Genomic DNA, 19,390 nt, shown 5'->3' with positions numbered 1-19,390 from the left:
ATTCTCAAGCGGTCTGCCGACAGTGCAGCATCGGTCCCTTCTGCAGGGGCGAGGGCGAACCCCACGGACACCACGGAGACGACGACGAGTGCTGAGCGGACCTGACCTGCACCGACTCCCCACTTTCGTCGGTGCTGCGGCCGTGTCTCCCCGGCCTAGGCTGGAGCCCATGATCACGGTGATGGTGGTGGACGACCAGGAGCTCATGCGCACGGCCCTCGAGCACTTCGTCTCGCTCGCGGAGGACATGCAGGCGGTGCCCGGGGCGGCCGACGGCAGGGCCGGGCTCGCGGCGGCCCGCGAGCACCGCCCGGACGTGATCCTCATGGACATGCAGATGCCCGTCATGGACGGCGTCGCCGCCACCGAGGCCGTCACCGCCGAGCTGCCGGACACGAAGGTCCTGGCCATCACCACCTTCTCCTCCGAGCAGTACCTCGTCCCCGCCCTGCGCGCCGGCGCCGCCGGGTACCTGGTGAAGGACGCCCCGCCCACCGAGGTCGTGGAGGCGATCCGCAAGGTCCACGCCGGGGACGCCGTGTTCTCCGCGGGCGTGGCCCGGGACCTCATCGACGCCGTCACCGCCGCCGGCCCGGGCACCCCCGCCGCCGCGGAGCCGGCCGAGCCGCTGCAGGACTTCGAACGGCTCACCGCCCGCGAGCTGGACGTGGTCCGCGAGCTCGCCCACGGCTCCTCCAATGCGGAGATCGCCGCCGCCCTGTTCCTGGCGGAGGCCACCGTGAAGTCCCACCTCGGCCACGTCATGGAGAAGTGGGGGGTCCGGGACCGCGTGCAGGTCCTCATCCGCGCCGCCCGCGCGGGGCTGGTCGAGATCGGATGACGGCCCAGGGCTCACACCGGGTCCTGCGCACGAGCTCGGCGCCGGCCCCGGCCTCGAAGCTGCCGCGGTGGCTGCGGGCCGAGCCGGTCCGCCGCTGGATCCGCGTCACCGTCATCACCGTCTGTCTGCTGGTGATGGGCGTGGACCTGGTCAGCACGGTCCTGGCCGAGGTCTGGGGGATCAGTCCGGACAGTGCGCAGCTGGCCGAGGACCTGGAGCTCGAACCCGCCGAGCTGGAGCCGGTGATCGGCCCCTACGCGGACATGATCATCAACTGGACGCCGCCCCTGCTGACCATCCTCGTGGTCCTGCAGCCCAGCGTCGGCGCCCTGGTGACCCTGCTCTACATGGCGCTGTTCCTGGCGCTGTCCACGCAGGTGGACAACAGCCTCGTGGACGTGTTCGGCCCGTTCGCCGGCGGCGTCTTCGTGGCCCCGGTGGTGGCTCGCTACTCGCGGCGCGGCTTCGCCGTGGGCATCGGCGTCGCCTACCTCGTGCTGCTGGCCGCCGGGATCGCGGTCTCGCCCTGGGACCCGGGCGGCCTGGACATGGTGATCCTGACCGGCTTCGCCGCGGCCACCACCGTCCCGGCCCTCGTCATCCGCCGTGCCCGCCTCCGGGCCCGCGCCCAGCAGGCCGAGCTGGAGGAGGCCGCCCGCCGTGAACGGCAGGCCGCGGAGGAGGAGCGGCAGCGCATCGCCGCCGAGCTGCACGACGTGGTGGCCCACGGCCTGACCATCATCTCCATGCAGGCCGCCATGCTGCAGACCACCGAGGACGCGGACCGCCGCCGGGACTCCGAGCAGGCGATCGAGCAGGCCGCACGCCAGTCGCTCGTGGACCTGCGCCGCATGCTCACCGCGTTGCGGGGCACGGACCGCAACGCGGACAACGTGGGCGCGGACGGGGTCCAGGACCTGTGCGCACGCATCGAGGGGTTCGCCGACCGGCTCGAGGACGCCGGCTTCACCGTGGAGCGGGACCTGAAGGACCTGGAGGACCTGCCGCCGTCCATGGAGTTCACGGTGCTGCGCCTGATCCAGGAGGCCACCACGAACATCCTCAAGCACGCGGTGCCCGGCGGCGAGGTGGTGCTGCACTCGGCCCTGCACGAGGACCACCTGGACCTCGAGGTCTCCAGCCCGCTCTCCGACGCGGGGGACCGCAGGGCAGAGGCCGGCGGCGAGCAGGCCCGCCGCAGCCGGCGCTCCGTGCCCTCCGGCTTCGGCCTGCCGGGCATGCACGAGCGTGTGGCCGTGTTCGGCGGCCGCCTCTCCGTCGGCCCGGACCTGGACGCCGAGCGCGGCCTCCGCTGGGTGGTCAGCGCGGAGCTGCCGACCCGCTGAGCGAGCGGATCAGCCGGCGAGCGGGACGGTCACCTCGCCGCCGGGCTCGAGGGTCAGCTCCTGACCGGCCACGAGCATGTCCACCGGGCGGATCATGCCCTGCTGCGCGGTGACCGTGACCTGCTGCTGTGTCATGTGGATCCTGATCGGCTGCTCGCGGTAGCGGATGGTGAACGTGGCGCCCGGCAGCTGACGCGGAAGCACCGGGTTGACCTTGACCACCTCGTCGCGCGTCTCCAGGCCCGCGTAGCAGCGGATCACCGTGTCCACCGTGCCGGCCATCAGCCCCAGGTGGATGCCTTCGCGGGTGGTGCCGCCCTGGGTGTCCGAGAGGTCGGACTCCAGTGCCTCGGTGAACAGGTCCCAGGAGGTGTCCGGGTCCGTGCGGGCCGTGACCCAGGCGTGCACCAGGCGGGACAGCGTGGACCCGTGGGTGGACCGGGCGGCGTAGTACTCCACCGTGCGCTCGAAGTTCTCGCGCGGCAGCTCGTAGCCCATGGTCTGCAGGATGTCGTCGAGCTCCTCGGCGCTGAACAGGTACGTCAGCATCAGGGCGTCGGCCTGCTTGGAGAGCTTGTAGCGGTTGGTGGCGTCGCCCTCGGCCTGCAGGATCAGGTCCATGCGGCCGATGTTGCCGTACTTCTCCCGGTAGCCCTCCCAGTCGAACTCGAGCAGGTCCTGGTAGCCCTCGAACTGGGCCAGGATGCCGGTCTCCTCGCCCTCGGTGAAGAACGGGACGGTGAGCTGGGAGGCGATGTCCTCCCAGCGCTCGATCTCCTCCTCGGAGATCTCCATGATCTCCGTGAGCGGCTCGTCCAGGGTGTCCAGCCAGCGCACCAGCTCCGCGGTGCGGGTCAGCAGCCAGGAGGTCAGCACGTTGGTGTACGCGTTGTTGCGCAGGCCCGAGCCCGGGGAGTCCGGGTAGCCGTCGTGGAACTCGTCCGGTCCCATGACGCCGTGGATCTCGTAGCGGCCGGTGTCCTCGTTCTTCAGCGTCATGGACGTGAAGAAGCGGGAGATCTCCACCAGCATCTCCGCGGCGTAGTCCTGGATGAAGGACTGGTCCTCGGTGATCTCGATGTAGCGCAGCACGGAGTAGGCCACGTCCAGGGACACGTGCCGCTGGTTGTGGGAGTTGTCCGGCATCCACATCTGGGAGCGCGGGTTCCACAGCTCGGTCGGGGTCTCCTCACGGCCGTCGGAGCCGCCCTGCCACGGGTACATGGCGCCGGCCCAGCCCTCGCCGCGGGCGTTGGCCCGGGCCTCGTTCAGGCGGCGGTAGCGGTACATCAGCAGGCCGCGGGTGATCTCCGGGCGGCGCAGCGTCAGCATGGGGAAGATGTAGATCTCGTCCCAGAAGATGTGGCCGCGGTAGCCCTCGCCGTGCAGGCCGCGCGCGCCCACGGTGGCGTCCAGGTCCCGGCGCTTGCCGTACGCGGTCTGCAGCACGTGGAAGGTGTGCAGGTTCAGGGCCAGCTGCTGGCGCAGCGAGGCGCCGTCCTTGCCCATCTCCGCGGCCGAGCCCACCGAGCGGGAGACGCCGGCGGAGAACTCCGGGTTCTCGAACTCCTGGCCCGGGGCCAGCTGCGCGGTCGAGCGGCGCTGGTGGGAGTACTGCTCCGCCAGGTCGATCCGGACGGCGAAGCGGTCCCAGTTCAGGCCCCAGCGCTGCTCGTGCACGGTGAGCAGGTTCCGGAAGCCGGGGGAGCGCTGCAGGGTCTTGATCGCGGACTCCGCGGCGGAGGACTGGGCGTGGTCGTGGGTGTTGGCCACGGACGCGGTCTTCTCCAGCACGAGCGGGACGCCCTGGTCCAGGTGCAGCTCGATGTCCTGGCCGGCCACCATGTCCGAGCAGTCGTCCAGGGCGCGGCGGATCGGCTGGGTGTGGCCCACCGGGGCGACCTGCCGGGTGCGGGCGGCCATCGCGATGCGGATGTCCGACTGGCTGGTGCGGGTCTCCAGCAGCACGGTCTCGCCGTCCACCTCGCGGGCCTCGACCGGGCGCAGGTGGCGGTTGGCCAGGGTGCGGTCGTCCGAGACGTTGAGGTTGGCCACGCGGCCGTCGATCATCGAGCGGACGCAGACCTCGCCGGACCAGTTCTCCGCGGTCACGGTCAGCTCGAGCGCGGCGAGGTGGCGGTTGGCCAGGGACTGGAACTGGCGGGTGTGCACCGTGGTGCGGCGGCCGGACTCGTCCTCGAACACCATGGTGCGGGACAGGACGCCGCGGCGCAGGTCCATCTCCTGCGAGAAGTCCACCATGTGCTCTTCGCCGGGCAGGAGCGGCCTCCCGCCCTCCGGGGTGACCACCAGCGGGGTCCAGTCCTGGATGTTCACCATGTGCTCGGTGTCCACGGACTTGCCCTGCACCTGGGAGGTCAGGCGGTTGAACACGCCGGCCATGTAGGAGCCGGGGTAGTGCACGGAGGAGGTGCGGGTGCCCGGGATGGAGCCACGGGTGCCCCAGTAGCCGTTCGCCAGGGTGCACAGGACCTCACGGGTGCCCTCGGAGGCCGGGTCGAAGTGGTCCCAGCGCAGCACCCAGGCCGCGTCGAACGGGGCGGCGGTGCGCTTCTCCAGCTGCAGGGCGCCGAAGTCCTCCACCACAAGGTGGGCGCCGGCGTCCTTGAGGCGGGCCTTGCCGAGCTCCGGCTCGCGGTCCACGCCGACCACCAGGCCGAAGCGGCCGTCCGCTGCGGCCTTGACGCCGGACACGGCGTCCTCGAGCACCATGGCGTCCGCCGGGTCCACGCCGAGGATGCGGGCGGCCTCCCAGAACATCGCCGGGTGCGGCTTGCCGGGCAGGCCGCGCTCCACGGCCGTGTGGCCGTCCACGATCACGGGGAAGTGGTCCAGCACGGCGCCGGCGGTGAGCACGGCGCGGGAGTTCTTCGAGGAGGTCACCAGGGCGACCGGCACGCCCTTGCGGTGCAGGTTCTCCAGCAGCTCGACGGCCTCCGGGAACACGCGGGCGCCGTCGCGGGCCAGCACGGCCTCGAAGAAGCCCTGCTTGCGCTCGGCCAGCGCCTGCACGGTGAGGTCCGGGTGGTCGTTCGTGCCGGCGGCCGGGGTGCCGGCCTCCGGCACGGTCAGGCCGCGGGAGGCGAAGAAGGAGCGCACGCCGTCCTCGCGCGGGCGGCCGTCCACGTGGTGCAGGTAGTCGCCGTTGAGGTCGAACTCGCGCAGCACGGTCGGGTCCGCGGCCACGGCGTCCGCGTTCTGCGGCAGCGTGCCCACGGACGGCAGGGCCTGGTCGAACAGCTCCTTCCACGCCTTGGCGTGGACGGAGGCGGTGTCCGTGATGACGCCGTCCATGTCGAAGATGACGGCGCGGTAGCGGCGCAGGCGGTGGCGCCGGGCGTTGCGGTCCTGGACCGGGGCAGGGGTGAGGTGCTGGGTCTGCATAGGCGGGAGGCGTGCCTTCGCGTCGGGGGCGGGGGCCGTCGTCGGGCCCTGAGGTGTGGATCCGCACCAGCCTAGAACGGGCACACCCGCGGATGTCACCCCTTCCGCACGCCCGGGCGGTGAAACGTGTCACCCGAAGGGGGTGGTCGTCCCGTACTGTGGTGGCGATCACCGTTGTCCCCGCATTCCCCTCACCAAGAGGAGTCCCCGCCATGAACTCCCTCGTCCTGGCCCTGGTCGGCATCGCGATGATCGTCGCCGGCTACCTGTTCTACTCACGCTTCCTGGCCAAGAAGGTCTACCGGCTCGACCCGGACTACACCATGCCGTCTCACCGCTATGAGGACGGCGTGGACTTCGTCCCCACCAACAAGCTGGTCCTCTGGGGGCACCACTTCACCTCCGTGGCCGGCGCGGCGCCCATCGTCGGACCGGCGGTGGCGGTGATCTGGGGATGGGGCCCGGCCTTCCTCTGGGTCACCCTCGGCACGGTCTTCTTCGCCGGCATGCACGACCTCGGCGCGCTCTGGGCCTCCGGCCGCAACAAGGCGCAGTCGATCGGCACGCTCTCCGGCAAGTACATCGGCAAGCACGGCCGCAACCTGTTCCTGGTCGTGATCTTCCTGCTGCTGCTCATGGTGAACGCCGCGTTCGCCGTGGTGATCTCCGGACTGCTCGTCTCCACCCCCACCGCCGTCATCCCCACCTGGGGTGCGATCGTGGTGGCGCTGCTGATCGGCCAGGCCATCTACCGGTTCAAGTGGAACCTGCCGCTGGTCTCTGTGGTGGGCGTGGTGGCGCTTTACGGCCTCATGCTGCTTGGCGACCGATTCCCGATCGTGCTGCCCGAGACCATCCTCGGCCTGTCCGCGGGTGCGTTCTGGATCGTCGTCCTCTTCATCTACGCCGGCATCGCCTCGCTGCTGCCGGTGTGGATGCTCCTGCAGCCGCGTGACTACATCAACGGCCTGCAGCTGTTCATCGGCCTGGGCATCCTCTATGCGGCGATCATCGTCTCCTCGCCCACCGTGGTCGCCCCGTTCTACAACGAGAACGTCCCGGAGGGCACCCCCGGTATCCTGCCGCTGCTGTTCGTCACCATCGCGTGCGGCGCGATCTCCGGCTTCCACGGCATCGTCTCCTCCGGCACCTCCTCGAAGCAGATCGACAAGGAGACCGACGCCCGGTTCGTCGGCTACTTCGGCGCCGTGGGCGAAGGACTCCTCTCGCTGGGCACGATCATCGCCGTCACCGCCGGCTTCCGCACCCTCGCCGACTGGGAGGAGGTCTACTCGGCCTTCGGCGAGGGCGGCGTCGGGGCGTTCGTGACCGCCGGCGGCCAGATCATCAACACGGGCCTGGGCATCCCCACCGGCCTGTCCTCCACGATCCTCGCCACCATGGCCGTCCTCTTCGCCGCGACCACCATGGACACCGGTGTCCGCCTGCAGCGCTTCGTGGTGGCGGAGATCGGCCAGATCGTCGGCGTGAAGCTGGGCACGCTGGCCTCCACCCTGATCGTCATGGCCGTGACCATGGGCCTGGCCTTCGGCGCCGGTGCGGACGGCTCCGGCGGCATGGTGATCTGGCCCCTGTTCGGCACCACCAACCAGCTGATGGCGGCGCTGACCCTGTCCATCGTGTCCGTGATCCTGCTGCGGCTGCGCCGCCCCGTGTGGCCGGTGCTGATCCCGCTGGTGTTCGTGGCGTTCGTGTCCGTATACGCGCTCTTCGTGCAGATGGTGCAGTTCTGGAACGAGCAGAACTGGCTGCTGCTGGTCCTGGACGTGGTCATCCTCGTCAGCGCCCTCTGGGTGCTGGTGACCGCGTTCGGCGCCATGAACGCCGCCCGCAAGGGCCCGGCGGTCACCCCGGAGGAGGACGAGGCCGTGGACGCCGAGGACGCCTTCGAACCCGCCGGCGCCCGCCGGGACTGACCCGGTAGGCGGAGCACGGGCATGGGGTTCAGGGCACGCCTGAGGGCCCTCGCGGCCGGGCTGGACGAGTTCTACGCCGGTCCGTACCGGCAGACCTTCGCCCGCGCGAGGCGGGACGAGGAGGACCTGTTCATGATGATGGTCTTCTCCGACGCCCTCGGCGTGCCCAACCCCGCCGCCTACTACACGGTCGAGCTGCTGCCCGTGGTCTACGAGCGCTTCCACGAGTGGCACCGGCGGATGGGCATGGAGCGCTCCCCGCTGGACCACATGAGCTGCTGCTGAGAGGGGCATCGGATGGACTCCACGACGACGGACCCGCGCCTGACCGCGCACCTCGCCTCCCGCGAGGTCGTCTTCTTCGGCGGCAAGGGAGGCGTCGGCAAGACGACGGTCGCCTCCGCGACTGCCACGGCGCTCGCCGCCGCCGGGCGGCGGGTCCTCGTGGTCTCCACGGACCCCGCGCACAACCTCGGCCACCTGTGGGACACCCAGGTGGGGGACAGTGAGACGGAACTGCTGACCACGGAAGGCGGGGGAGCCGTCGTCGGGCTGGAGGTGGACCCGGACGCCGTGGCGGCGCGCCACCTGGACGCCGTGAAGGACACGGTGCGCGGCCTGATGCCCGAGCACCTGCACCAGGAGGTCGACCGCTACTTCCGGCTCGCCGCCGCCTCTCCGGGCACGCACGAGGCGGCCCTGCTGGAGCGGATCTCCCGGATCGCCCTGGAGGCGTGGGAGCGGTTCGACATGGTCGTGTTCGACACGGCGCCCACCGGGCACACCGCGCGCCTGCTCGAGCTGCCCACGCTCATGGGCGCCTGGGCGGAGGGACTGCTCGCGCGGCGGGACAGGACCGAGCGGTTCGCGGACGCGATGCGCGGCCTGGACGGTCGACGCGGCCTCGAGGGGCCCCGGACCGCGCAGGAGCGCCGCGACCTGCGGATCCGCGAGGTCCTCACCGAGCGGCGCCGGATCTTCGCGGACATGGAGGCGCTGCTGACCGACGGGCGGCGGTGCGCGTTCGTGCCGGTGCTGACCGCCGAGCGGATGCCCGTTCTGGAGACCGTGCAGCTGTGCCGTCGGCTCGCCGAGGACCGGATCGCCGTGGCCGCGCTGGTGGTCAACCGGCGCTCGCCGGAGGATGTCGGAAAGGTGTTGGCGGCCCGGGCGCGGGCGGAGGCCGGGCATGTGGCGGACCTCGTGCGGCAGGTGCCCCACGTGCCCCTGGTGCAGGTGCCCTGGGTGGACGGCGAGCCGACCGGGGCCGAGGCGGTGCAGGCGATCGGGAGGCTGCTGGGCTGAGCGGCGGGATGCCGAACCGCCGGGATGCCGAACCGCGGGGTGCCGAACCGCGGGATGCCGAGCCGTGGGACGCCGGACCACACGAGGGCAGAAGACCCACGGGGCCGCGGGGCGGCCAGGTCCCCTGGCCCGCCGGTGCCGGCACGTTCAACGGGTGATGAGCCGGACCGGGCGGCGCCCTCTAGGGTCGAAACCATGGTGGAGATGCTCGATGCACAGGGCGTGGAAGTGGCGACGATGCGTGCTGCCGTGCGCTCGGAGGACAACCGTGAGCGGATCCTCGCCGCCGCGCGCAGCGAGTTCGCCCAGCAGGGGTTCCGCGGGGCCACGCTGCGGGCGATCGCCGGAGAGGTGGGCGTGGACGTCGCGCTGATCGCCCACTACTTCGGCAACAAGCTGGGCCTGTACACCGAGGCGATGACGATGCCGGACCGCGCGCACCGGGTGGTCGCGGCGGCTCTCACCGCCCCGGCCGAACAGACCGGCGAGGTGCTCGCCCGCGGCTACCTCAGCCTATGGGAGGACCCCGAGACCGGGGAGGCGATGTGTGCCATCACCCACTCCTCGCTCACGGACCCCGCCGCCCTCGAGAACATGAACGAGGTCATGGTCGGGCGGATGCGCGAGGGGGAGTTCCTGGCCCTCGCCGAGGGGCGGCAGCGGGGCCTCGCCCTCGCGATGACGGGGCTGCTGGGGGCGGCGATCGCCCGGCACATCGTCAAGGCGCCCTCCCTGACCTGCCTGGACTTCGAGGACTTCGTCCGCCGCTCCGCCGTGGCGGCGCAGGCCCCCCTGGACATCCCGGACCAGGACGGCTGAACGGCGTCCGCCGGCCCGGCCGCACATCCGCCCACGTCAACCGGCACCTCCGCCCCACGGTGGGAGAATCGGCGGACTCATGCGGGCGTCAGCGCCTTGACGGGCCCCCTCCCGGTTCCTCCAAAGTGGTCCCATCATGACCGCACCCCAGCCGGAGAGGCGCCAGGACCCGGACCGCCTCGTGGACGCCCGAGCCCGCATCCTCGCCGCAGCGTGGCGGCGCTTCGCCGAGCAGGGCGTCCACGCCACGAGCCTGCGGGCCGTCGCCGGGGACGCCCGGGTGGACGTCGCGCTGATCTCCCACTACTTCGGCAGCAAGTCCGGGCTGTTCTCCGCCACCATGGAGCTTCCCGAGCTGGCGACCTCCGTGGTCACGGATGCGCTGACGATGGCGCCGGAGGCGCGCGGCGAGACGCTCACCCGTGACTTCCTCCAGCTCTGGGAGGACCCCGAGACCGGGGGCGCCATGCGTGTGGTGGGGCAGGCCGCGCTCACCGAGCCCGACGCCCGCACCGCCGTGCACGGTGTGATGGCCGGAGACCTCCACTCGGCCGAGTTCCGCTCCCTCACCCAAGAGCAGGTCACGGGGCTCGCCTCGGCGATGAGCTTCCTGCTGGGCGTGGCCGTCGCCCGCTATCTGGTGCAGACGCCCGTGCTCTCGTCCCTGGACGTGGACGAGCTCGTCCAGCCGGTCGCCCCCGCGGTGCAGCTCCAGCTGGACGACATGGCCGGGAGCCCGCCGCGGCCCCCCGTGTCCGGGGAGTCGTCTCCCGCGGCGCACGGCGGGCGCTGACGCCGCGGCGGACGGTGCCGGCCCGCCGTCAGCGGCGGCGCAGCAGCACCAGCGTCTCGGCGTGCGCGGTCTGCGGGAACATGTCGAACACCCGCACCCGCTCGAGCCGATAGGACGGCATCCGGGCGAGGTCCTGGGCGAGGGTCTTCGCATTGCAGCTGGAGTAGACCACCAGCGGGACGGCGGAGGCCTCGAGGGCCTCGGACAGCTCTGCGCCGATGCCGCGCCGCGGCGGGTTCACCACCACGACGTCCGGCGACGGCACCGGCGGATCGTCCGACCCCGAGGGCGTCGCGGACGAGAGCGCCCGGGTGGCGTCGCCGGCGTCGAAACGGACCCGGTCGGCGAGGCCGAGCTCCGCGGCGGTCGTCCGCGCCGCAGCGATCGCCTCGGCGGAGGCCTCCTGGCCCCACACCTGACGGTCCTCCCCGGCCAGGTGGAACGCGAAGCCGCCGACGCCGCAGTACAGGTCCCACACGCGGTGCACCGGCACCGCCCCGGCCGGGTCCTTGTGCGCCTCGTGACCGGCGGACGCCTCCTCCACCCAGTCCGCCGCGGCCGCGTAGAGCGCCGAGGTCACCTGCGTGTTGGTCTGGAAGAACCCCTGCGGGCGCAGGCGCAGGCCGATCCCGTTGATGCGCATCGTGAGCGTCCGGTCCCCGGCGAGGTGGACCTCCTCCTCGCCCTCGGGCAGCGCCACATGCCGCGGGAGCAGGTTCGCCGTCACGACGACGGCCGGGACGCCTGCCGCGTCCAGCTCGCCCCGCAGCGCGGGCACCTCCGCCCGGAGGGCCTCCAGCTGCGCGGTGGAGCGCAGGACGAAGCGGACCATGCACTCGGCGTCCGGGGACAGGGTTACGATGACGTTCTTGAGCTCGCCCGTGCGGGAGGCGACGTCATAGGGCGTCAGCCCGGCACGGGCGATGCTCCGCGCCACGGCGTCGAACACGGTCTGCATGCCCGGCTCGTAGAGGCCGCAGTCGCGCAGGTCGTGGCCGGTGCCGTCGTGGTGCCTCGGGTGCTGGTCCGGGTCCAGGATGCCGAGCCTCGGCTCGGCGGCGGTCCCGGTCACCACGAGCTTCGCCTTGTTGCGGAAGCCCGACTCGACCGAGGCGGACGGGGGCTCCCAGCGGGGCGCCGGCAGCGTGGCCCCGCCGGCGGTCTCCGCCGGACGCACGTGCTCGGCCAGCAGGGCGCGGACCTCGCCGTCCGCGCGGGTCAGCTGGTCCGCGTAGGGCACGCCCATCAGGGCGCACGAGCGGCAGCGGCCGGCGTCGAAGTGGGGGCACTGCATGTCGGCGGCGGACCTCAGAAGTCGGTGGAGGCGCGCAGGTCCGGGTGGTCGAGCCGGTCGGCCAGCCGGGTCAGCGCGAGCTCGGCGGCGTTCGCCAGCTCCGGGTCCACATCCATGACCAGCACGTTCAGGGTCGGCGCCACGAGTGCCAGGTCACCGCCCTCGGCCAGCTCGCCCAGGGCGGTCGCGGCGGCGGCACGGACCTCGGGCGAGGCGTCCCCGCAGCCGTCGTGGACGGCGGCCACCAGGGCCCGGTCCACGGCACGGTCCGCGCGCAGCTCGTCGGCCCGGACGGACAGCACGGTCAGGGCCGCGGCCCGGACCTCCGCATCCTCGTGGCCCGTCGCCTCGCGGACGGCGGCCAGGGCGGTGCGGTGCCACACGCCGGTCAGCACGAGCGCGCCGGTGGCCGCGGTGCTGAAGTGCTCACCGTCCCCGCTGAGGGTCCCCACCAGGCCCGAGGTCACGTCCTCCACGGTGGTGCGGCCGGTGAGCATGCGGACGGCCGCGGCGGACACCGGGCCGGGGCCGTGGGCCTGGACGGCCTCGTCCACGCGGGCCTGCAGCCGCCGCAGCGGGGTGTCCTTGACGGGCGGCAGGTCCACCGGCTCCATCGGGGACTTCGGGTGCTCTCCGGGGGTGGTCATGACCACCATTGTGGCGCGGATGCGCCGCGAACCCGACCCCGGTCCGGCGGCGCGCCGGGCGGCGGAGGCGAGCGGCCGTCGTCGTTCGGCCGGTGGCCGTCGGCGGGCGTGACGTGCAGCACATCTCCAGGCGATCGGGTGATAGGTTCGCAGACATGCATGTGCGCGGTGCCCTCTCCCTCGAGTTCACGGCGGAGGGCTACGGCCTCCCGTCGGGCACGGTGGACGCCGGAACCGTCATCACGTGGATCGACAAGGCGGGCTACGCCGTGGCCGCCAGCTGGGCCGGCACCTACGTCCGCGCCTCCTACGTGGGCAACATGCAGTTCGAGAACCCCGTGCCCGTGGACACCCGCGCCGTGGTCCAGGCCCGCGTGGTCCACACGGACGGCCCGTACATCCACGTGCAGGCCCGCCTCATCATGCCCAGCCTGCCCGGCGAGGACGGCGGCCCCCTGGTCTGCACCGAGTGCCTCATGGTCTACGCGGCCGAGGAGGACGGGCGCTTCGTGGACGCCCCCGCCTGGATCCCGGAGACCGAGGGCCAGCGCCTGCGGGACGAACAGGCGAACAACGCGAAGGTCCTCCGCACCACCATCGAGCAGGGCATGGTCGCGCTCCCGTTCCCCGAGGAGGTCGGGCCGAACGACGAGCTCGTGAAGCTCTGCTTCATCGCCGGGCACGGGGAGACCACGATCGGCTCCACCGTCCAGGCCTCCGCGATCATGCGCTGGATCGACGAGGCCGCCGCCGTCTGCGCCGCCCGCTGGTCCGGATCCGAGCACGTGGTGGCCGCCTTCGCCGGCGGGGTCCGCTTCCTGGAGAACATCGAGGCCGGAGACGTGGTCACCGTGGTCGCGCTGCTCGTGCACACCTCCCCGCGCGCGATGCACGTGGCGCTGCGCGTGTACGCGGCCAAGCGGCATCAGCGCGAGTCGAAGATCGTGGCGCACTCGCTGGCCGTCATGGTGGTCCCGGACGACGGCCGTGCCCAGCCCGTCCCCCAGTGGGAGCCCGAGTCCGAGTGGTCCGCCTCCCTCGAGTCCGCCGCCGTGGAGCTCGTGCTACTCCGCTCCGCCGCCGGCACCACATGGACGTCCGGCCAGCAGCGAAACGACTGAGGTCGGACGGATGCGGATCACTAGACTCTGACCATGGCTGGTCTCTCTCCCCTCCGTGTCCTCGACGCGGTGTCCGCAGTGCGCCCCCTCCTGCGCAAGGCCGTGCTCGGGGCGGTGGCCACCACCGTGGTGGTGCCCACCTCCGTGGCCGCGGGCCTGACGGCCGTGGACATGGTCAAGCGCAAGGGCAGGAAGGCCCGGCCCGCCGAACGCCCGGGCCTCTTCACCGCCACCGTGGGCGACTCGAAGCTGACGATCTTCACCTGCGGCGAGGACCTCTACGACGACATGATCCGGGAGATCGACGCCGCCGAGCGCTCGATCAAGCTCGAGACCTTCATCTGGAAGGGCGACAGGACCGGCCAGCGGTTCCTCGAGGCCTGCAACCGCGCCGCCGAGCGCGGGGTGGACGTGTGGATCTCCTACGACGGCTTCGCGAACATGGTGGTGCCGAAGTCCTTCTACGCGCAGTTCTCGGACAAGGTGAAGGTGTACCGCCTCCCGGCGTTCGCCCGCCCCTACTGGCGCGGCATCGTCCGGCACACCGGCTTCAACCACTCCAAGATCCTGGTGGTGGACGAGCGCGTGGGCTACATCGGCGGCTTCAACATCGGCGACTACTGCGCGCACCGCTGGCGGGACACCCACGTGAAGGAGGTCGGCCCCGCCGTCTGGGGGCTCGAGCACTCGATCTCCACCGTGTGGAACTCCGCCCACGGCCCGGACGAGCAGATGGAGTGGTTCCCGCCCGGCTCCTGGGACCAGCGGGTCACCGTGTCCTCGAACCTGCCCGTCCAGCTGGTCTACCCGATCCGCGGCACTTACCTGAACGCGATCGAGCGCGCCCGCAGCCACATCCGCATCTCCACGCCGTACTTCATCCCGGACCAGCAGGTGCTGGCGGCGCTGAAGGCCGCGTCCCGCCGCGGGGTGGACGTGCAGGTCATGGTGCCGAAGGACTCGAACCACATCGTGGCGGACTGGGCCTCGCGCGGATTCACCGCCGAGATGCTCGAGGCCGGCATCACCGTCCTGCTCTACCGGGCCGGCATGATCCACGCGAAGACCGCGACGATCGACGGCGAGTGGTCCACCGTGGGCACCGCCAACATCGACCGCCTGTCCCTGGGCTACAACTACGAGACCAACCTCGAGGTGGTGGATCCGGACTTCGCGGCCCGCATGGAGGAGATCTTCGCCTCCGACCGCGCGCACTGCGAGGCCGTGGACCCCCACCGCTGGCGTGAGCGGCACAAGGGCTCCCAGGTCATCGAGGCCCTCATCGCCCCGCTGCGTCCGCTGCTCTGACGGGGCCCGGCCGCCGGTCGTGGCCGCACCGCGCCGCCGGTTCGGGGAGGGGCCAGCCGCAGGCCTGGGGAGGGGCCAGCCGCCGGTCTGACCGGCGGCTGTGGCCTTCCTTCCATCTGGCGCAGAACTGCGGCGCTCGCCGCAGAGACGGCGTACAGTCAGGACCACACCGTGACCTGGACGGATGTGACTTCCGTCGCTGCCGGTCCGGCGCTCCCGTCTTCCCCCCGACCCCCTCGTGAGGACTCCATGACCCTGCGCTCTGCGACCACCGGCTCCGTGCTCACCGGCACCGCCCTCGCCGCCGTGCTGCTGCTCGCCGGCTGCAGTGCGGCCGAGGACACCGCGTCCGAGGCCCAGGCTCCGAGCCCGTCCGCCTCGGACTCCTCCGCCTCGCCGAGCGAGACCGAGGAGTCGTCGCCGAGCCCGTCCGAGTCCGCGCGGTCCTCCGCCTCCGGGTCCGCCACCCCGTCCGAGGAGGAGTCCACCGCCACGGCGGCCCCCTCGAGCTCCGCCGCCCCGTCCAGCTCGGCGGCGCCCACGACCTCGGCCCCGGCCCCCTCGAGCTCCGCCTGGACCCCGGCCCCGTCCGCCCCGGCCTCCTCGAGCTCCGCCGCCCCGACGACGCAGGCGCCGGCCCCGGCCCCGACGACCCAGGCCCCTGCTCCCACCACCCAGGCTCCCGCGCCCACCACGAAGGCCCCGGCGCCGGCACCGTCCACGACGGCCGCACCGAAGCCCGCCCCGACCACCCAGGCCCCGGCGCCCACCTCGGCCCCGGCCGCCGCCCCGAAGCCGCCGACGTCCTCCGCGCCGACCACCCAGGCCCCGGCGCCCACCTCGGCCCCGGCCGCCGCCCCGAAGCCGCCGACGTCCTCCGCGCCGACCATCCAGGCCCCGGCGCCCACCTCGGCCCCGGCCGCCGCCCCGAAGCCGCCGACGTCCTCCGCGCCGACCATCCAGGCCTCTCGCGCCGACGGCAACGACTACCTGTACTTCGAGACGCAGGACGGCGTCATGTGCGACATGTACAAGTTCTACGTCGAGTGCGAGACCACCCCGGAGGGCGAGTTCATGCGCGCCCGCGTGCTGAACACCGGCCCGGCCACCCTCTTCACCCCGTCCGGCTACATGGGGGGCGCCGAGGGTCTGGTCAGCCACACCCTGGTGCCCGGTCAGTCCGCCCGCCTGAACGAGTTCCTCTGCACCGCCGGCTCCACCGGCGTGACCTGCCAGAACCTCAACACCGGCGCGTCCATGACCGTGGGCCGCGAGATCTCGCTCGGCTCCGGCGGCTGACCCCGCCCGCACCGTTTCCCGACGACGGCCGCTCACCTTCCGGTGGGCGGCCGTCGTCGCGTCCGGGGCTGGCCCTCGGGGCTCCTCGTCGCCTTCGGTGTGAACTCCGACACCGCCCCTTGTATACCCCTGGGGGTATGGGTGTAGTGTGGCGACCACATACCCCCGGGGGTATCGACGCGGAGGCGAGGCGCCGTCGTCGGAAAGCCTCTGGGAACAGTCCAGGCCGCAGAGGGCGGCCGGAGACCACCCCACGGAAAGGGGGCAGCCATGCTGCTCGAGCGCATCTACGACGAGGACCTCGCCCAGGCGAGCTACGTGATCGGCTGCCAGGCCAAGGGGGAGGCGATCGTCGTCGACCCCCGCCGGGACATCCAGGTGTACCTGGACCTCGCCGCCCGACACGGCATGCGGATCACCCACGTCACCGAGACCCACATCCACGCCGACTACCTCTCCGGCACCCGCGAGCTGGCCCACGCCACCGGCGCGCAGATCCACCTCTCCGGCGAGGGCGGCGAGGACTGGGCCTACGGCTTCGAGGGGAACCTGCTGCACGACGGGGACCAGGTGAATCTCGGCAACATCACCGTCCAGGCCGTGCACACCCCGGGCCACACCCCGGAGCACCTGTCCTTCCTGGTCACCGACGGCGCCTTCGCCGACGAGCCGGGCTACATGCTCACCGGTGACTTCGTGTTCTCTGGCGACCTCGGCCGCCCGGACCTGCTGGACGAGGCTGCCGGCGGCGTGGACACCCGCTTCGAGGGCGCCAGGCAGCTGTTCCGCTCCCTGCAGGAGAAGTTCCTGACCCTCCCGGACCACGTCCAGGTGTTCCCGGCCCACGGCGCCGGCTCCGCCTGCGGCAAGGCGCTCGGCGCGCTGCCCTCCTCCACGGTCGGCTACGAGCGCAGGAACGCCTGGTGGGCCGGCCACCTGGCCGAGGGCGACGAGCAGGGATTCATCGACGAGCTGCTCGACGGCCAGCCGGACGCCCACACCTACTTCGCCCGGATGAAGCGCCAGAACAAGCTCGGTCCCGCCATCCTGGGCGAGCTGAAGGAGCTCGAGGAGCTCGACGCCGAGGGTGTGGAGAAGGCGCTCGCCGCCGGCGCCGTGTTCGCGGACACCCGCGGTGTGGACGAGATCCTCGCCGGCACCGTGCCGGGCGCGCTGGCCTTCCCGTCCCGCGGCAAGGTCGCCACCCACGCCGGCTGGGCCTACGACCCGGAGGACGACGACGCGGACATCGTGCTGCTCGCCGCGGACCGCGAGGACGCCGAGGACCTGCGCGACCACATGATCCGCGTGGGCGTGGACGCCGCGACGGCGTTCGTGACGTCGCTGGACGGGCTCGCCCTGGAGCCGGTGCCGACCGTGACCGCCGCCGAGCTGAAGACGCAGGTCGCGGCAGGACAGGTCGGCGGGCCGGAGTCGGGGGCGGACGCCGTGCTCGTGGACGTGCGCAACAAGACCGAGTTCTCCGCGGGCACCGTGGCGGACGCCATGCAGCTGAGCGCCGGCAAGGTGCTCTTCCATCAGGATGAGCTGCCGAAGGGCCGACGACTGGTGACCTTCTGCCAGTCCGGCCTCCGCAACGTGGTGGCCGCACAGGCCCTGCGCCGCGCCGGGTTCGACGTGCTCCAGCTCGAGGGAAGCTACGCCGCCTGGGCCGCCCAGGGCTGAGTCCGGCAGCCCTGACCAGGCCGCCCCTGGACCGGTGCGGACGCCGGGCACATCCCCCTCCGTCCGGCGTCCGTGCCTCCCCGCCCGGGACGGGCGTCGTCCTCGCCCGCGACGCCCGTCCCGCCTCCCCCTGATTTCCACGACTCTCCCACCGGAGGAAGAATGACCCCCGTGACCGTGACCCCCGTCAGCCCCGCCGAGCTGCGCCGCCGCCTGGACTCCGGGCGGGACGTGGTGGTGGATGTCCGCACCCCCGCCGAGTTCGAGGCCGAGCACATCGCCGGCTCCTACAACGTCCCGCTGGACCTGCTCCAGGAGCACACGCAGGACCTCGTCGAGCGCCTCGGCGGGCACGTGGTGCTCGTCTGCCACTCCGGCAGCCGGGCCTGCACCGCCCAGGACCGCCTCGCCGAGGCCGGCTTCACCTCCGCCCAGGTCTTGGAGGGCGGCCTGTCCGCCTACGCCGCCGCCGGCGGGGCCGTGGTGCGCCGCGGCTCCCGCTGGTCCATGGACCGTCAGGTCCGGCTCACCGCCGGATCGATCGCGCTGGCCGGGGCCGTGGCCTCGCAGCTGGGCCCCAGGCGGCTCGGGCTGATCCCCGCGGCCATCGGCGCCGGGCTGAGCTGGTCCGCCGTGTCCAACACCTGCGCCATGGCCGCCGTGCTCGCGAAGATGCCGTGGAACCGGGCGGTCGAGCAGCGCCCGGCCGAGGCCGTGATCGGCGATGTCGCCCAGGCCTGCCAGGACTGCGCCGCACCCACGCAGACGGGTGCGGTCGCCGATGCCGCGGCAGACCGTGAGGAGCCGGCGCGCTGATGCTCTGGATCGTGCTGATCCTCGCCGTGGCCGTCGGCCTCTTCGTGGGGCTGCTCGGCGGCGGAGGCTCCATCCTCACGGTGCCGCTGCTGGCCTATGTGGCCGGGCAGCCTCCGGAGCAGGCGATCGCCGGCTCCCTGTTCGTGGTGGCCGTGACGTCGGCGGTGGCCCTGGTGCCGCACGCCCGGCGCGGGGCGGTGCAGTGGCGGGTCGGCGCGGTCTTCGGCGTGGCCTCCATGGCCGGCGCCCTCCTCGGGGGGCTGCTGGGGGCACGGCTGCCCGGGGCACTGCTGATGGTCCTGTTCGCCGTGATGATGCTGGCCTCTGCGATCGGCATGATCCGCGGGCGGAAGCCGGTGGACCCGGCCGCGCCGCCGACGCCGCTGTGGACGTCCCTGCTGCAGGGGCTGGCCATCGGTGTGGCCGTGGGCACCGTGGGTGCCGGCGGCGGCTTCATGGTGGTCCCGGCGCTCGTGCTGCTGGCCAAGCTGCCCATGGGGCAGGCCGTGGCGACGTCCGTCATGGTGATCGCCATGAACTCCGTGGCCGGGCTCGCCGGCCACCTCACCGGGACGTCCCTGGACTGGGGATGGGTGCTGCCCGTCACCGGAGCCGCCGTGGTCGGTGCGCTGGTCGGCGCCCCGCTGACCCACCGCGTCCCGCAGGCCGCCCTGAAGAAGGGCTTCGGCTGGTTCGTCCTGGCCATGGGCGCCTTCGTCCTGGTCCAGGAGGGCCTGACCCTTCTCGGCTGACCGCCCGGCCGTCGTCGTTAT

The 19,390-nt window shown here is 72.5% G+C and carries 16 protein-coding genes; 13 read left to right on the top strand and 3 right to left on the bottom strand.

Annotated elements, in window-relative coordinates; translation table 11 throughout:
• The first annotated feature begins 169 nt into the window (after nucleotides 1-169).
• Nucleotides 170-841, top strand: coding sequence for a response regulator transcription factor (locus CEQ11_RS00730; protein ID WP_088477414.1), 672 nt, complete (start codon nucleotides 170-172; stop codon nucleotides 839-841).
• The gene (locus CEQ11_RS00725; protein WP_088477413.1) at nucleotides 838-2,187 is read left to right on the top strand and encodes a sensor histidine kinase; all 1,350 of its coding nucleotides are present in this window, start codon (nucleotides 838-840) and stop codon (nucleotides 2,185-2,187) included. The genes CEQ11_RS00730 and CEQ11_RS00725 overlap by 4 nt, the downstream gene beginning before the upstream one ends.
• A 9-nt stretch (nucleotides 2,188-2,196) precedes the next feature.
• Here the strand turns inward: CEQ11_RS00725 and CEQ11_RS00720 are convergent, their stop codons facing one another.
• Nucleotides 2,197-5,592, bottom strand: coding sequence for a beta-phosphoglucomutase family hydrolase (locus CEQ11_RS00720; RefSeq protein WP_088477412.1), 3,396 nt, complete (start codon nucleotides 5,590-5,592; stop codon nucleotides 2,197-2,199).
• Nucleotides 5,593-5,804: 212 nt separating this feature from the next.
• On the opposite strand from CEQ11_RS00720, the gene CEQ11_RS00715 reads away from it, so the two are divergent.
• From CEQ11_RS00715 to CEQ11_RS00695, 5 genes are all read left to right on the top strand, one after another.
• Nucleotides 5,805-7,529: a carbon starvation protein A gene (locus CEQ11_RS00715; protein WP_088477411.1), complete on the top strand. Its 1,725-nt coding sequence runs from the start codon at nucleotides 5,805-5,807 to the stop codon at nucleotides 7,527-7,529.
• A 21-nt stretch (nucleotides 7,530-7,550) separates the two neighbouring features.
• Nucleotides 7,551-7,814 carry a cory-CC-star protein gene (locus tag CEQ11_RS00710; protein ID WP_088477410.1) on the top strand — a complete coding sequence of 88 codons (264 nt, stop codon included), beginning with the start codon at nucleotides 7,551-7,553 and terminating at the stop codon, nucleotides 7,812-7,814.
• 12 nt (nucleotides 7,815-7,826) lie between these two features.
• Nucleotides 7,827-8,834, top strand: coding sequence for an ArsA family ATPase (locus tag CEQ11_RS00705; protein ID WP_088477409.1), 1,008 nt, complete (start codon nucleotides 7,827-7,829; stop codon nucleotides 8,832-8,834).
• A 195-nt stretch (nucleotides 8,835-9,029) separates the two neighbouring features.
• A complete protein-coding gene (locus CEQ11_RS00700) occupies nucleotides 9,030-9,653 on the top strand; it encodes a TetR/AcrR family transcriptional regulator (protein WP_193762954.1) in 624 nt (207 codons plus the stop codon).
• Nucleotides 9,654-9,789: 136 nt separating this feature from the next.
• On the top strand, nucleotides 9,790-10,446 hold the full coding sequence (locus tag CEQ11_RS00695; RefSeq protein ID WP_088477407.1) for a TetR/AcrR family transcriptional regulator: 657 nt from the start codon (nucleotides 9,790-9,792) through the stop codon (nucleotides 10,444-10,446).
• Between the two features lie 28 nt (nucleotides 10,447-10,474).
• Here the strand turns inward: CEQ11_RS00695 and CEQ11_RS00690 are convergent, their stop codons facing one another.
• Nucleotides 10,475-11,740, bottom strand: a complete 1,266-nt coding sequence (locus CEQ11_RS00690) for a methyltransferase domain-containing protein (protein ID WP_088477406.1) — start codon at nucleotides 11,738-11,740, stop codon at nucleotides 10,475-10,477.
• A 14-nt stretch (nucleotides 11,741-11,754) separates the two neighbouring features.
• Nucleotides 11,755-12,387, bottom strand: coding sequence for a HEAT repeat domain-containing protein (locus tag CEQ11_RS00685; protein WP_227718654.1), 633 nt, complete (start codon nucleotides 12,385-12,387; stop codon nucleotides 11,755-11,757).
• Between the two features lie 155 nt (nucleotides 12,388-12,542).
• On the opposite strand from CEQ11_RS00685, the gene CEQ11_RS00680 reads away from it, so the two are divergent.
• The 6 genes from CEQ11_RS00680 to CEQ11_RS00650 all read left to right on the top strand — a co-directional run bounded on the left by CEQ11_RS00680 (nucleotide 12,543) and on the right by CEQ11_RS00650 (nucleotide 19,369).
• Nucleotides 12,543-13,508 (top strand): acyl-CoA thioesterase, encoded by a 966-nt coding sequence (locus tag CEQ11_RS00680; RefSeq protein ID WP_088477405.1) that lies wholly within the window; start codon nucleotides 12,543-12,545, stop codon nucleotides 13,506-13,508.
• 33 nt (nucleotides 13,509-13,541) lie between these two features.
• Nucleotides 13,542-14,816 (top strand): phosphatidylserine/phosphatidylglycerophosphate/cardiolipin synthase family protein, encoded by a 1,275-nt coding sequence (locus CEQ11_RS00675; RefSeq protein WP_088477404.1) that lies wholly within the window; start codon nucleotides 13,542-13,544, stop codon nucleotides 14,814-14,816.
• 249 nt (nucleotides 14,817-15,065) lie between these two features.
• Nucleotides 15,066-16,115 (top strand): hypothetical protein, encoded by a 1,050-nt coding sequence (locus CEQ11_RS12650; protein WP_127913427.1) that lies wholly within the window; start codon nucleotides 15,066-15,068, stop codon nucleotides 16,113-16,115.
• A 270-nt stretch (nucleotides 16,116-16,385) separates the two neighbouring features.
• The gene (locus CEQ11_RS00660) at nucleotides 16,386-17,801 is read left to right on the top strand and encodes a rhodanese-like domain-containing protein (RefSeq protein WP_088477401.1); all 1,416 of its coding nucleotides are present in this window, start codon (nucleotides 16,386-16,388) and stop codon (nucleotides 17,799-17,801) included.
• 162 nt (nucleotides 17,802-17,963) lie between these two features.
• On the top strand, nucleotides 17,964-18,617 hold the full coding sequence (locus CEQ11_RS00655; RefSeq protein ID WP_088477400.1) for a rhodanese-like domain-containing protein: 654 nt from the start codon (nucleotides 17,964-17,966) through the stop codon (nucleotides 18,615-18,617).
• On the top strand, nucleotides 18,617-19,369 hold the full coding sequence (locus CEQ11_RS00650) for a sulfite exporter TauE/SafE family protein (protein WP_088477399.1): 753 nt from the start codon (nucleotides 18,617-18,619) through the stop codon (nucleotides 19,367-19,369). The genes CEQ11_RS00655 and CEQ11_RS00650 overlap by 1 nt, the downstream gene beginning before the upstream one ends.
• Nucleotides 19,370-19,390: the final 21 nt, after the last annotated feature.

Source organism: Micrococcus sp. FDAARGOS_333, assembly GCF_002206575.2.
GTDB lineage: Bacteria > Actinomycetota > Actinomycetes > Actinomycetales > Micrococcaceae > Micrococcus > Micrococcus lylae.
This window is presented reverse-complemented; position numbering and strand designations above follow the sequence as displayed.